14 protein-coding genes are annotated in these 13,068 nt (G+C 44.0%); 2 read left to right on the forward strand and 12 right to left on the reverse strand.

Annotation, left to right across the window (positions count from 1 at the left end; genetic code table 11):
- Positions 1 to 3: 3 nt before the first annotated feature.
- The 7 genes from ACZ43M_RS23025 to ACZ43M_RS23055 all read right to left on the reverse strand — a co-directional run bounded on the left by ACZ43M_RS23025 (position 4) and on the right by ACZ43M_RS23055 (position 7,332).
- A complete protein-coding gene (locus tag ACZ43M_RS23025; protein WP_464508097.1) occupies positions 4 to 366 on the reverse strand; it encodes a toprim domain-containing protein in 363 nt (120 codons plus the stop codon).
- A gap of 140 nt (positions 367 to 506) precedes the next feature.
- Positions 507 to 743 carry a YusG family protein gene (locus ACZ43M_RS23030; RefSeq protein ID WP_464504839.1) on the reverse strand — a complete coding sequence of 79 codons (237 nt, stop codon included), beginning with the start codon at positions 741 to 743 and terminating at the stop codon, positions 507 to 509.
- Between the two features lie 122 nt (positions 744 to 865).
- Positions 866 to 1,249 carry a glycine cleavage system protein GcvH gene (gene gcvH, locus ACZ43M_RS23035; RefSeq protein WP_464504840.1) on the reverse strand — a complete coding sequence of 128 codons (384 nt, stop codon included), beginning with the start codon at positions 1,247 to 1,249 and terminating at the stop codon, positions 866 to 868.
- A 65-nt stretch (positions 1,250 to 1,314) separates the two neighbouring features.
- Positions 1,315 to 1,674, reverse strand: a complete 360-nt coding sequence (locus tag ACZ43M_RS23040; RefSeq protein ID WP_464504841.1) for an arsenate reductase family protein — start codon at positions 1,672 to 1,674, stop codon at positions 1,315 to 1,317.
- A gap of 161 nt (positions 1,675 to 1,835) precedes the next feature.
- Positions 1,836 to 3,617 (reverse strand): acyl-CoA dehydrogenase family protein, encoded by a 1,782-nt coding sequence (locus ACZ43M_RS23045; RefSeq protein ID WP_464504842.1) that lies wholly within the window; start codon positions 3,615 to 3,617, stop codon positions 1,836 to 1,838.
- Positions 3,618 to 3,679: 62 nt separating this feature from the next.
- A complete protein-coding gene (locus ACZ43M_RS23050) occupies positions 3,680 to 4,855 on the reverse strand; it encodes an acetyl-CoA C-acetyltransferase (protein ID WP_464504843.1) in 1,176 nt (391 codons plus the stop codon).
- A gap of 89 nt (positions 4,856 to 4,944) precedes the next feature.
- Positions 4,945 to 7,332, reverse strand: coding sequence for a 3-hydroxyacyl-CoA dehydrogenase/enoyl-CoA hydratase family protein (locus tag ACZ43M_RS23055; protein ID WP_464504844.1), 2,388 nt, complete (start codon positions 7,330 to 7,332; stop codon positions 4,945 to 4,947).
- A gap of 217 nt (positions 7,333 to 7,549) precedes the next feature.
- Here ACZ43M_RS23055 and ACZ43M_RS23060 point away from each other — a divergent pair, with 217 nt between their 5' ends.
- On the forward strand, positions 7,550 to 7,681 hold the full coding sequence (locus tag ACZ43M_RS23060; RefSeq protein WP_464504845.1) for a YuzL family protein: 132 nt from the start codon (positions 7,550 to 7,552) through the stop codon (positions 7,679 to 7,681).
- Positions 7,682 to 7,856: 175 nt separating this feature from the next.
- Here ACZ43M_RS23060 and ACZ43M_RS23065 read toward each other — a convergent pair whose 3' ends face one another.
- Genes ACZ43M_RS23065 through ACZ43M_RS23085 form a run of 5 tightly spaced genes read right to left on the reverse strand, consistent with a single transcriptional unit; the run spans position 7,857 to position 11,771 of the window.
- On the reverse strand, positions 7,857 to 8,108 hold the full coding sequence (locus ACZ43M_RS23065; RefSeq protein ID WP_464504846.1) for a DUF2573 family protein: 252 nt from the start codon (positions 8,106 to 8,108) through the stop codon (positions 7,857 to 7,859).
- Positions 8,068 to 8,856, reverse strand: a complete 789-nt coding sequence (locus ACZ43M_RS23070) for an IucA/IucC family C-terminal-domain containing protein (RefSeq protein WP_464504847.1) — start codon at positions 8,854 to 8,856, stop codon at positions 8,068 to 8,070. The genes ACZ43M_RS23065 and ACZ43M_RS23070 overlap by 41 nt, the downstream gene beginning before the upstream one ends.
- The gene (locus tag ACZ43M_RS23075) at positions 8,849 to 9,670 is read right to left on the reverse strand and encodes an ABC transporter ATP-binding protein (RefSeq protein ID WP_464504848.1); all 822 of its coding nucleotides are present in this window, start codon (positions 9,668 to 9,670) and stop codon (positions 8,849 to 8,851) included. The genes ACZ43M_RS23070 and ACZ43M_RS23075 overlap by 8 nt, the downstream gene beginning before the upstream one ends.
- Positions 9,671 to 9,714: 44 nt before the next feature.
- Positions 9,715 to 10,770, reverse strand: coding sequence for a FecCD family ABC transporter permease (locus tag ACZ43M_RS23080; protein WP_464504849.1), 1,056 nt, complete (start codon positions 10,768 to 10,770; stop codon positions 9,715 to 9,717).
- The gene (locus ACZ43M_RS23085) at positions 10,767 to 11,771 is read right to left on the reverse strand and encodes a FecCD family ABC transporter permease (RefSeq protein WP_464504850.1); all 1,005 of its coding nucleotides are present in this window, start codon (positions 11,769 to 11,771) and stop codon (positions 10,767 to 10,769) included. Before ACZ43M_RS23085 ends, ACZ43M_RS23080 begins: the two co-directional genes overlap by 4 nt.
- Before the next feature lie 286 nt (positions 11,772 to 12,057).
- Between ACZ43M_RS23085 and ACZ43M_RS23090 the strand changes: the two genes are divergently transcribed.
- Positions 12,058 to 13,050 carry an ABC transporter substrate-binding protein gene (locus ACZ43M_RS23090; protein ID WP_464504851.1) on the forward strand — a complete coding sequence of 331 codons (993 nt, stop codon included), beginning with the start codon at positions 12,058 to 12,060 and terminating at the stop codon, positions 13,048 to 13,050.
- Positions 13,051 to 13,068 lie beyond the last annotated feature (18 nt).

The following is a 13,068-nucleotide window of genomic DNA, read 5'->3' on the forward strand; positions in this document are numbered from 1 at the left end:
TCCTCAAACTATCCCATTTTCCAAATACTCCGTATGAACATCAATATTCGCACCAATCAAAACGGTCGCCAAATGATGCTCCGGGGCCGTGGCGACCTCGCGGTACATCCGGTCTATATACAAATGCTCGGCATTTGGAAATTCGCGTTTAAACAGCTTACGAAGTTTTTCACCTGCTTCGTCGGCATCGACCAGAATATAGACATCCTTGTCTTCAAGGATCTCAATCCATTCGTCCAATTTCGAGTGACTGATCGTGCCATTGGTACAAATGATTTCCACTGGTTCCTTAACGATTCCCTTAACCTTATTCTTATCCGATTTTCCTTCGACAATCAAAACCTTGTCAACATACGATTCATTCATCATCCATCACCTGAGAGAGTCTGTTTTATGTTAACATATTCTGAATTTTGTTATGTGTGACCGCTTGTTTGATATGTTAACTATAGCATCATTGTTATTCTAAAAATAGGGATTTGCTCACGAATGATGAATATGAATCTTTAGCACCATCCACCATCATCACAATCGGTATACTTGGCATCATGTCCCTCTGTCGTGGTGACATGCTTATAAATTTTTTGCTGTTCTGCTTCAAAATGATGGTCGAGTTCTGGTTGGATATGGTCATCCAGTTTTATGTTCCCAATGAGTTCATTCTCCAAATAAAGCTCGATAGCCCTATTTTTCAGCTTTCCAACGACACGATCCGTAACATCTATTTTCTGCTGCTTAAGCACCCTATTTCCACCTTCCAATAAGTTTTGTGATTAGATTCCCCTAATTTAACCGTAGAAAAAGTGGTAATAAATGAAAGCAAAAGAAAAGCGCCTCCGCAAAGGGGCGCTTTTAGCAAATTTAATTAATCTTCGTTAGTCATTGCATCATATTGTTCAGCAGTTAACAGTTTTTCCACTTCGCTGTTGTCGGAAACCTCAACGACGATCATCCATGCTTTTTCGTATGGTGATTCGTTGACAAATTCAGGGCTGTCACCTAAGTCTTCATTGACCTCTACAACTTTACCGCTGACAGGCGCGTAAAGCTCAGAAACCGTTTTAACTGATTCAACGCTGCCAAATGGGTCGCCTGCTGTTACTTCATCGCCCACTTCCGGAAGCTCAACGAAAACAATGTCTCCTAATTCATGCTGCGCAAAGTCAGTTATACCAATGCGCACTTTGCCGCCTTCAACTTTTACCCACTCATGGTCTTCAGAATAACGCAATTCTTTTGGTGCACTCATCGCTAATCCCTCCATTATTTTTTCAAAAAATCTATCATCGAAAAAATTCGATTCCCCTAATAAGATTACTTCAACCACATTTTCTCATACTCATCTTCTTTAAAACCAACCGTAACATGTTCGCCGTCCGTTAATATCGGCCGTTTCAATAACATGCCGTCAGATGAGAGCAAATCCAGCAGTTCATCCTCGCTGGCGGTTTTCAATTTATCCTTGATGCCGAGTTCGCGATATTTCATCCCGCTTGTGTTGAAAAATTTCTTTAGCTCTAAACCACTTTTTTGGTAGTAATCTTTTATTTCCTCGCGCGACGGAGGATTGTCCACAATATGTACCGCTTCATAAGCAAGCTGGTGTTGGTCCAGCCATTTCTTTGCGTTTCGACAGGTCCCGCATTTCGGATACCAGTAAAAAGTCAGAGACACCCGTTTCACCGCCTTTACTATATCAGTCCCAATTGAATCTTACCATAACCACTTTCAAAAGAAAAAATATCCAAGAATAAATATTCGACGAATTTCGTAAAAATCCTTCCTTTTTTAAAAAAATAAAAGGGCCCCCATGTTCAAATGAGGGCCCATAAATATTAAACTACATAACGCTCTGCTGCAATAATCACATCAGCTGCTTCACGTTTCTTACCAATCACATTGATTGGAGTGTGGCGAGTCAGCTTGCGAAGTGTAGACAGCATCATGCGCAGCATGTCGCCTTCTTCAACCGCAACAAGCGTTTCTTTGGCAATAGCTTCAATCGCATTGAAAGCTTCTTGACAGAAAATTTGTGTGTAGAGCAGCTTTTGCTTGTTCTTTTCTGCCCCATTGTTGGCAATTGCCTTTTCCGTACGTAACACGACAGATTCCATTGCATACACGTAAGAAACGATATCCGCAACATTTGCAAGGATTTCTTGCTCTGCTTCAAGCTTTTTGCCGAATTTTTGAGCGGATAGGCCGGCAGCAACCAGTGCAAGCTTCTTCGCTTGGCGTACTAGATATTTTTCTTGAGCAAGCGGCTCGTCACCTGGCTCTTCAGGCATTAACATCATTAGCTCTTCTTGAAGCGCCATGGCTTTCTGGAATAGTGGCAGTTCACCTTTCATTGCTTTTTTTACAAGGGTTCCTGGAACAAGCAGACGGTTGATTTCGTTTGTTCCTTCAAAAATACGCTGAATTCGGGCATCGCGGTAGGCTCTTTCAATTGGATACTCTTGCATGAATCCGTATCCGCCGTGTATTTGCACGCCTTCGTCTACCACGTGAGCAAGAACCTCACTGCCGAAGAATTTGTTTAATGAACACTCGATAGCGTATTCGGCAATCGAATCAGCCAGCTTTTTAATATCCTTTGTTTCTTCATCCGAAAGTTTGCCTTGGTTTTCCTCGTATAAGCCGATTGTACGCCATACAGAGCTTTCAGCCGCATAAATTTCGGAAGCAAGAGTACCGAACTTTTCTTTAGTTAGATTAAATTGTGCGATTGGTGTTTTGAATTGTTGACGGCCATTTGCATATTTGACAGTCATGTCAAACGCTTTCTTAGAACCGCCGACTGCACCGATTGCAAGCTTATAACGGCCGATATTTAGAATGTTAAACGCAATTACGTGGCCTTTGCCGATTTCGCCTAATAGGTTTTCAACAGGGACTGCCACGTCTTCTAAAATTAACGTACGAGTAGACGAGCTCTTGATTCCCATTTTCTTCTCTTCTGCGCCAGTTGATACGCCTGGAAGGTCGCGGTCTACGATAAAGGCAGTAAACTGTTCGCCATCAATTTTTGCATAAACAACAAATACATCAGCAAAGCCTGCATTGGTGATCCATTGCTTTTCACCATTTAGGATGTAGTGGGTGCCTTCTGCATTTAATTTGGCAGTTGTTCTAGCGCCAAGGGCATCAGAACCTGAACCTGGCTCAGTTAATGCGTATGCAGCCAATTTTTCACCTGAAGCAAGGGCTGGTAAATAACGCTTCTTCTGCTCTTCGTTACCGAATAATACGATTGGCAGTGAGCCAATCCCAACGTGGGCACCGTGAGAAAGTGCGAAACCACCGCCGCCAGCCATTTTTTCCGTAATTAAAGAAGAAGTAATTTTGTCCAAGCCTAATCCTTCATACTCTTCAGGAACGTCTGCCGCTAAAAGTCCAAGCTCGCCAGCTTCCTTTAAAAGCTTAACGGTAATATCGAACTCATGGTGCTCAAGACGCTCAAGTACTGGCTGAACTTCTTTTTCAACGAAGTCTTCTGCAGTCTTAGCAATCATTAAATGCTCTTCGGTAAAATCCTCCGGTGTAAAAACTTGGTCAAACGTAACATCTTCGATTAAAAAGCTTCCGCCTTTTACAACTTTTTTCGTTTCAGTCATGAAAAATTCCTCCTAATAAAATAGTTTAGGGAGGGGAGCCTGCAGCGGCCCCCGAAAACTTATTACAATAATTCAAACACGCCGGCAGCGCCCATTCCGCCACCGATACACATCGTAACGACACCGAATTGCTGTTGTCTGCGTCTTAATTCGTTTAATAAAGTTAAAGTCAATTTTGCACCAGTACAGCCGAGTGGGTGACCTAATGCAATCGCGCCGCCGTTAACGTTAACCTTTTCTTCATTAAGGCCGAGCTCGCGAATGACTTGGATGGATTGTGATGCAAATGCTTCGTTTAATTCAAACAGGTCAATATCGGAAACTTCTAAGCCAGCAAGCTTCAAGGCCTTCGGAACAGCGACAACCGGACCGACACCCATGATTTCCGGTGGTACGCCGCCAACTGCGAACGAACGGAATCTTGCCAAAGGCTTCAAACCGAGTGCTTCCGCTTTTTCACGATCCATCACCATCACTGCAGCAGCGCCGTCGCTTGTTTGCGAAGCATTACCTGCAGTAACGGATCCTGTAACTGAGAATGCTGGGCGAAGCTTTGCCAATGTTTCCAGATTTGTTTCTGGACGAACACCTTCATCCACAGAAAATTGAACTGTTTTTTCAACCAGTTTGTTGTCCTTGCCAACGGACCGGAACGTGACATCAACTGGAACAATTTCATCAACAAACTTGCCTTGCTGGATGGCTCTAAACGCACGCTGGTGGCTTCGTACTGCAAATGCGTCTTGCTCTTCGCGGGTGATGCCATATTTCTTGGCAACCTCTTCCGCTGTATGACCCATTCCCATGTAATATTCAGGGGCACTTTCAACCAATTTCACGTTTGGACGAATTACATGTCCGCCCATTGGCAGCAAGCTCATCGACTCAACACCGCCGGCGATTGCCGTGTCAGTGTGACCGAGCATAATCGATTGTGCTGCATAAGCAATCGCTTGTAATCCTGATGAACAGAAACGATTGACTGTGATAGCTGGAACTGTGTGCGGCAGTCCCGCCAAGGCTCCAATATTTCTTGCCACGTTCATGCCTTGCTCTGCTTCTGGTGTAGCACAGCCTATAACTAAATCATCAATATTTCCTTCGTATCCACCGGCACGCTTTAACGTTTCTTTTACAACTAAAGCTCCCAAATCGTCAGGGCGTACTTGGGCAAGCGTTCCTTTCTTTGCCTTGCCAACCGGTGTTCTTGCTCCGGCAACGATTACCGCTTCTCTCATGCAAGTTCCCTCTCTTTCTATCAATTTTAAAAAATACCAATCTATTTCTGGCCAAGGGCTTAAGTAAGCCCCCGGCAGTCAATTTATTATTAGTTTCTTAATGGCTTTCCTTTTACCAGCATGTGCTGCATGCGCTGCTGTGTTTTTGGCTCTTTAATTAGGCTTAAGAACGCTTCCCTTTCAAGGTCTAAGAGATATTCCTCATCTACTTCAGTACCATAAGGTACTTTGCCGCCGGCAATGACGTAGGCAATTTTCTTGGCAATCTTTAGGTCATGCTCCGATACATACCCGGATAAACGCATTCCTTCTGCACCAAGTAGAAGTGTTGCATAACCGGTTTCACCGACAACCGGAACCTTTTTCTTCACTCTTGCTTTGTAGCCTTTTTCATGCAGTGCGAGTACAGCCTGTTTTGCATCGTATAGTTGATGGTCGCTGTTGACGCTGATGCCGTCAGACTTGCTTAAGAAGTTATTTTCACGTGCTTCCTCAGCAGAAGTCGAAACTTTTGCAGTCGCGATCATTTCAAACACTTTATTGGCCACTTGCTGCAGGTCAAACGGAACACCGTTTGGCATGTTTTCTAAGTGCTTGATATAAAGCTCTTTGTTTCCGCCGCCGCCAGGCAGTAAGCCTACACCGACTTCAACAAGACCCATATATGTTTCGGCAGATGCTTGGATATGTGCAGCAGGCAAGCAAACCTCAGCACCGCCGCCAAGTGTCATCGCAAATGGAGCAGCAACAACCGGCTTCGAGCTGTATTTGACTTTTAACAAGGCTTTGTGAAGCTGGCTGACAACCATATCAAGCTCCCAATAGTTATCATCCTGTGCTTCCATCAACATCATTGCCAGGTTAGCACCGACACAGAAGTTCTTGCCTTGGTTCCCGATGACGAGCCCTTTATAGTTTTTCTCGACTTCATCGACAGCAAAATTAATCATTTGCACGGTATCCATGCCAAGAGCGTTGTTTGGAGAATGGAATTCTAATAATGCTACACCGTCGCCGATATCAATTAGGCTGGCACCGCTGTTTTTCTTGATAACACCTTTTTGTTTCTTGATTTTCTTCAGGTCAATGACCTTTGGATTGAATGGTACCAGCTTATATTCACCTTTATCATAGTAATAAAGCTCGTTGTTTTCTTCTTTATAGAAGGAGGTGAAGCCATTTTCAAGCATTTCCGTTACCCAGGCCGGAACTTCCATGCCAGACTCCTTCATCTTGGCGACTGATTTTTCCACGCCAATCGCATCCCACGCTTCGAATGGACCATGTTCCCAGCCAAAGCCCCATTTCATCGCACGGTCGATGGACACAATATCATCGGCAATATCGCCTAGAAGTTTGGCAGCGTATACAAGATTTTGCGAGTTCGTGTTCCACAGGAATTGCCCAGCGCGGTCATTGCTATAAACGAGCGCTTTCAATTTGTTGGCAGTGCCTTTTTCCTGCTTGGCAAGTTCCATGGACGGAGTGGACAACTTTTTACGCGGACCATATTCTAATGTATTTGGATCTAATTCAAGAATTTCTTTACCTTTTTTCAAGAAAAATCCTTGACCGGATTTGCTTCCAAGCCAGCCGTTTTCAACCATTTTCTTCATGAATGCTGGAACTTCGAACACTTCTTTTTCGTGGCCTTCGACTTTCTCATAGACGTTGTTAGCAACATGATAGAACGTGTCGAGACCGACAACATCAAGGGTACGGAAGGTGGCACTCTTGGCACGGCCGATTAATGGACCGGTAATCGAATCAACTTCACCAACACTGTAGCCGCCTTTTAGCATTTCACGAACGGTTACAAGCAAACCATAAGTTCCGATGCGGTTAGCGATAAAGTTTGGTGTATCCTTCGCTTCCACAACACCTTTACCAAGTACATCTTCACCAAAAGTTTTCATGAAGGAGAGCACTTCAGGGTCTGTGTACTGAGTCGGAATGATTTCTAGTAGTTTCAGATAACGCGGCGGGTTAAAGAAGTGTGTTCCAAGGAAATGCTTTTGGAAATCCTCTGAACGGCCTTCAACCATTGCTTCGACAGAGATACCGGAAGTGTTAGAGCTGATGATGCTGCCAGGCTTGCGGTATTGGTCCACTTTTTCAAAAACTTGCTTTTTGACATTCAGGTTTTCGACTACTACTTCAATGACCCAGTCAACATCTTTTAGCTTTACTAGGTCGTCTTCGAGGTTACCTGCTTCAATCAGGGCGATGTTCTTTTTCGCTGCTAGCGGTGCCGGCTTTTGCTTGAGCAATTTTTGGATGTTTCCTGCGGCGATGCGGTTGCGAACTACTTTATCTTCTAGTGTAAGTCCTTTTGCTTGTTCTTCCTTCGTCAATTCACGTGGCACAATATCCAATAATAGTGTCGGAATGCCGATATTGGCTAGGTGGGCTGCAATTCCTGATCCCATGACTCCAGAACCGAGGACAGCCGCTTTTTTGATCAATTGGTTCAACATTGTCTCCCCCTTCAAACGTTTGAATGAATACTCATTCATTTTTTTGTCAAAAAAAATTCACATTTAGAATGAGCTTTACTATTACAACTATAAAATATTTCGAAAAATTGTGCAATTGGTAAACGTGGAAAATTGAAATTTTTTTGAAAAATGACTTTTCTTCTCATTTATATATATTTTTTGAGGCTGGGCATCATATGTGTTGAGGTGATAAACGATGGCAAAAATGAAGAAAGACCCGTCCAAAGCTGGTGTCAGCGCCGCTAGCGTAAAGGGTAATGCCGGTCCAGGGCGCGAAGCAAGCGGAATCGACAAGCAGAACAGCCAGAATAGCCAATATAAGAGATAATTTGTTTAAAAAAGGTGCTCTGGACTTAAATTGGAGCACCTTTTCGTCTGGGTTAGCACCCGCAGCGAAGTTTATTTACGGCTTTTGCCGTTTTATTTGTGATTTTCAGTGTTTTATTTGCGATTTTGGTTCTTTTATTTGCGAAAATCTCAACTTTATTTGCGAATCGCAAAATTTACTTTTGTATCGAATTACGATGCTTCTCATTCAGAACCTTAATTTCATTAATGATTTCTTTCATTTCTGCTCGGGCCTCGGGATAAAGGGCACTCCAGTGACTGATTAGCGCTGGCATCGATTTAGCAATGTGGCTATACATTGCCCAAGCCTTCACCTTTTCTTTTGTTTCCTCGCTAGTTTCGCCCACTAGAAGCTCGCTATATTTTTCAAGCAAGGCCTCGAGCTGGTCCGCAAAGGTCTTCTCCATAAGCACACCTTCCATCTTTGGCGATATGGGCACACGGGCAGGTTTTGCAGCGCTTTGTGCTGCCTTCAAGCTGATAAGTGAAGCAGCAGGTTTTCCGCTTCCTGACCTCTTCGCCGCTCTCCTCCACGTACACCTTTTCACCATAATATTTTTGAATCGGATTTAGTTTATAGCGGCCGAACAACGACCCGTCAGCATCAAATAGCAAATACCTAAAGTCACCATTATCCATTTCCTTTAATTCTGTTTCATATATCCAGAATAAATAGACCGCGATATTTTCCCACAAAATAAAGCGGGAAATTCCAAATGTTTTTTCTAACTTTACAATGATTGGATAAATATTTTTTGCAAAAAGTTCGCTAATGACGGCTTTCCGCCACTCAGAGCGGTCTACACCAGGATTCCATTCCTCCGCTTTCAGCACATTTAACGCAAACGACGGGAGCCAGTTTGATCCTTTAGTCGGTGTTTCCATTCTAATGTTATTTAAGCTGATATCTAGTTTTTTATTCCAAGCAGTCATCGCAAACATGGAGATCACCGCTAAAAACGCATATCTTTTGATAAAGATGGATGCCGCCACTTTTTCATTTGGTGAGCCAATTGCCCCGGTCAAAGTTTTCATAAATTCCCTAAGAGATGCGTCGTCAAGCAAATCAGCTACGGCAAAGGAGTTTGTAACGTCTTGGTTTAACCTAAACCTTTGCAGCGCCAGGATTTCTGTTTCCGTCAGCAGCTTAGCCATGGGCAGCGACCGCCTTATCCAAAATGCATCTGCCCTTGCCATACGGAATGCATAGCGGAGTGCCGAAAAGGGGATCGATTGTTACTTCACAATCCATACCAAACACATTCTTCACCAGGCTGCAGTTGATAACATACTCAGGTTTCCCTTGGGCGAAAACATTTTGATCCCTAATGGCGACAATATTATGGGCATAGCGGCAGGCTAGGTTCAGGTCGTGCAGCACCATAACCACCGTACGTTTTTTCTTCTCATTTAATTCAAACAGAAGATCGAGAATTTCAATTTGATGTGTCATATCCAAATAAGTAGTAGGCTCATCCAACAAGATAATCTCTGTGTCCTGGGCCAATGTCATCGCAATCCATGCGCGCTGGCGCTGTCCACCAGAAAGTGAATCAACCGGCCGGTCCTTTAAGTCTTCCAGTCTGGTCGCTTTCAATGCATCATTGACCATTTTTTCATCCTCTTCGGACCACTGTCTCAGCCACGATTGATGCGGATAGCGGCCTTGTTTGACGAGCTGCAGAACAGTCAGCCCTTCCGGAGCGGATGGAGACTGCGGCAGAATCGCCATTTTTTTTGCTATTTCTTTAGTTGAAAGTTTAGAAATTGCTTTCCCATCTAGGAATACAGAGCCCGATTTTGGCTTTAATAGACGCGCGATTGACCGAAGAAGCGTCGATTTTCCGCAGCCGTTTGCGCCAATAAACACAGTAATCTCGCCCTTTGGAATTTTCAAGTCCAATTCATTGATAATGAGCGTCTCCCCATATGAAATCGATAAATCTTTCGTTTCAATCGCATTCGTCATCAATGCCAACTCCTTTTTGTTACTGAGGAAGCCCTCGCTTTATGTTATGCATTTCTAGTTTTAAAAAGCAGGTAAATAAAATAAGGGGCACCGATTCCGGCAGTAAAAACTCCAGCCGGTACCTCGAGCGGTGAAAACATCGTCCGCCCAATCAAATCAGCAAGCATGACGAGAATCCCGCCGAGAAGCGCCGAAGTCGGCAGCAGTGCACCGAATGACGAGCCCACTAATCGTCGCGCCATATGCGGCGCCATCAGTCCGACAAACCCGATACCCCCGGCAAACGCAACCGCCCCGCCGATTAGAGCCGTGCTAATCATTAGTAAGAGAAACCGATGCTTCTGTACCTTTTCACCCAACCCAGTCGCAACGTCATCACCAAGTTCTTGAATGTTCAAGGTCCTGGCAGTCATGATGGCAATAATCAGAAAAAACACTGCCCATGGAACAAGAATCGCAACATTTTGCCAATTAGAGCCGTAAACTGTGCCAGTAATCCAAATATTCGCCTGACTGGCTTGATAAATCGGGCCGGACACCATTAGGAATGTTGTCAATGCCTGCATCAGCGTGGAAATCCCTATACCAATCAACACCAGTCTGATTGGTGACACACCGTTTTTCCAAGCAAGAAAATATACTAGAAATGCCACCACCCCTGCGCCAATAAATGCGGCCAACGGCAGCCATGCGATACTTACGGTCAACGAATGGTTTTTATCACTAAAAATCGCCAAAAATCCAACGACCGCTGCGGCGGCACCGCCAGTAATTCCCAAGATGTCGGGGGAAGCCAGTGGATTCCGAATCATCCCCTGCAAAATCCCGCCGGCCATCGCTAACGACATGCCGACTATTAGAGCGACAATGATTCTTGGCAGGCGGAACGAGGTAATCACCAAGGTTTCCATTTCCGGGCCTGCACCAAATAATACTTTTACCACAGTCAGTGGATTGATTTTCATTTCACCTGATCCCGTACTAATAATAAAAACAGCAAACGAGATTAGGGCAAGGATGATTAAAACAAAGCTCGCTTTCCGATCAATTAATACTGAAAACTTGCCGCCAAACAGACGAAAATTTTTATATTTGCTCATCGTGCATTGAACCCCTTTCTCGCAATGTAAATAAAGAATGGAGTTCCAATGATTGCTGTCATGACACCAACCGGGACTTCTGACGGCATTAATAGATAACGTGCGGCAATATCAGCTATCAATAGTAATATCGCACCTAGTACACCCGCGAACGGTATGACCCAGCGATGGTCAATCCCGACAATTGACCTGGTCAGGTGCGGAATGACAATTCCGACAAAGCCTATTGGCCCCGCTGTGGCGACTGCTGCTCCAGCTAGTAGTATGACGATTACACCAATAGCCATTTTTAAAAAGCCTGTGTTTACCCCAAGGCCCTTGGCTACATCTTCCCCCATGGCCAGTATATTCATTTTTCCGGAGATTAATAGAGCACCTGCCCAGCCTATACCGATATATGGAAGAACTGAAACCAACGTTTCGAGCTTCCGGCCGGAAACAGAACCTGCAAGCCAGAACAACACCTGATCGAGCAACGCTTCATCAAGAACAAGCAGCCCCTGTGTAAATGAGGAAAACATCGCCGAAATTGCGGCCCCGGCTAATGTCAGTTTCATCGGAGTTAATCCTTCGCGTCCAACAGAGCCAATGACGTAGACACTGATAGCGGCGATGGCTGCTCCGAGGAAAGCCAATGCATTAAAACCTTGCATATTATTAACAGAAAATATTGTAATCGCGACAACTACGGCAAAGCCCGCGCCAGCATTGATGCCGAATATCCCAGGTGAGGCCAACGGGTTTTTCGTTAATGTCTGCATCAGCACGCCGGCAATCGCCAGGCTTGCCCCCACTGCAGACGCAATTAACGCTCGAGGCAGTCGAACAGTTTCAATAATGATATGTTCATTGGAACCGTTGTTATTTGTGAACGCATCAATTGCCATCCTCAGGCTTGTGTCGGTGTAACCAAACACTATACTGGCAGCCATTAACAGCAGCATGATTAGGATCGCGATCAGAAACCCGGTCCATTTTAATGAAGTACTTTTTAAAAGCATTGTAGTTAACCTTTCTTAATGGTTGTCTTACTTTCAGTCTAGCTGTAATTGATAATGATTGTCAATGGACATGATAATCATTTTCAATTAACTTTTTCAAAAAATAGGTTACATATTTGATAATCCTTTTCAATTATACTATGAATGGCGAGTTAATATTTAATGATTTTGAAAATCATTTTCATTTAAGCGTTGACATTATGATGTCGCCATTTTATGATATGGTTGTAGGTCGTAAATGAAAATGATTATCATTAACAATTAGCTAAGGAGGCTACATAATAGTATGAAAGCATTAAAATCATTCCTTACCCTTCTCTCCGTTATGACTGTTGTTCTATTAGCGGCATGCGGCGGCGGTGGTTCCGAAGAGAAAACTGGGGAAAAAGCTGAACCGAGCAACACGGAAGAAAAGTCGTATACAGTTGAGCATGCAATGGGGTCGACTACTATTAAAAGTACACCGAAACGCGTTGTGATTCTGACAAATGAAGGTACAGAAGCATTACTAGCTATGGGTGTGAAACCGGTTGGTGCCGTACAGTCATGGCTTGGTGACCCTTGGTACGAACATATCTCGAAAGATATGGACGGGGTTGAAGTGGTCGGAACAGAAAGTGAAGTTAACGTCGAAAAAATTGCGACGTTAAAGCCTGATTTAATCATTGGCAACAAGATGCGTCAGGAAGCTGTCTACAATCAACTTAGCTCGATTGCCCCGACTGTATTTGCGGAAACACTAAGAGGCGATTGGAAAGATAACTTTAAATTATATGCAAAAGCAGTAAATCTTGAGGAAAAAGGAAACTCAGTGTTAGCGGATTATGACAAACATGTTGCTGATGTAAAAGCTAAACTTGGTGATAAGGTAAATAAAGAGGTATCTGTGGTCCGCTTTATGGCTGGAAAATCCCGTATTTATTATACAGACTCTTTCTCCGGTGTTATTTTTAATGAATTGGGCTTTAAACGCGCGGCTCAGCAGGCAGACCTGTTCACACCGCAAAACAAGCTGGGGAACCTGGCCGTTGAGGTTGGAAAAGAAGTGATTCCGAAAATGGATAGCGATTATCTATTCTACTTCACTTATGCGCCAAACGGTGACCAAACAGCGTTGAATACAGCGAAAGAATGGACAAATGACCCGTTGTGGAAAAATTTAAACGCAGTAAAGAGCGGTAATGCTTTTGAAGTGAGCGACGCCATCTGGAACACTGCCGGCGGCGTGCTTGCAGCTAATTTAATGCTGGATGACCTTGAGAAAAAGCTAGTTAAGTAACGAGTTTTAAAATACCTT

The organism is Neobacillus sp. B24 (genome assembly GCF_055381825.1).

What these genes read in the sequence shown, in the direction of transcription:
- ACZ43M_RS23080 (WP_464504849.1), bottom strand. Translation starts at nt 10,770, where the DNA reads ATGAGCAAATATAAAAATTTTCGTCTGTTTGGCGGCAAGTTTTCAGTA.
- gcvH (WP_464504840.1), bottom strand. Translation starts at nt 1,249, where the DNA reads ATGAGTGCACCAAAAGAATTGCGTTATTCTGAAGACCATGAGTGGGTA.
- ACZ43M_RS23085 (WP_464504850.1), bottom strand. Translation starts at nt 11,771, where the DNA reads ATGCTTTTAAAAAGTACTTCATTAAAATGGACCGGGTTTCTGATCGCG.
- ACZ43M_RS23090 (WP_464504851.1), top strand. Translation starts at nt 12,058, where the DNA reads ATGAAAGCATTAAAATCATTCCTTACCCTTCTCTCCGTTATGACTGTT.
- ACZ43M_RS23025 (WP_464508097.1), bottom strand. Translation starts at nt 366, where the DNA reads ATGAATGAATCGTATGTTGACAAGGTTTTGATTGTCGAAGGAAAATCG.
- ACZ43M_RS23050 (WP_464504843.1), bottom strand. Translation starts at nt 4,855, where the DNA reads ATGAGAGAAGCGGTAATCGTTGCCGGAGCAAGAACACCGGTTGGCAAG.
- ACZ43M_RS23065 (WP_464504846.1), bottom strand. Translation starts at nt 8,108, where the DNA reads ATGGAGAAGACCTTTGCGGACCAGCTCGAGGCCTTGCTTGAAAAATAT.
- ACZ43M_RS23045 (WP_464504842.1), bottom strand. Translation starts at nt 3,617, where the DNA reads ATGACTGAAACGAAAAAAGTTGTAAAAGGCGGAAGCTTTTTAATCGAA.
- ACZ43M_RS23075 (WP_464504848.1), bottom strand. Translation starts at nt 9,670, where the DNA reads ATGACGAATGCGATTGAAACGAAAGATTTATCGATTTCATATGGGGAG.
- ACZ43M_RS23055 (WP_464504844.1), bottom strand. Translation starts at nt 7,332, where the DNA reads ATGTTGAACCAATTGATCAAAAAAGCGGCTGTCCTCGGTTCTGGAGTC.
- ACZ43M_RS23060 (WP_464504845.1), top strand. Translation starts at nt 7,550, where the DNA reads ATGGCAAAAATGAAGAAAGACCCGTCCAAAGCTGGTGTCAGCGCCGCT.
- ACZ43M_RS23070 (WP_464504847.1), bottom strand. Translation starts at nt 8,856, where the DNA reads ATGGCTAAGCTGCTGACGGAAACAGAAATCCTGGCGCTGCAAAGGTTT.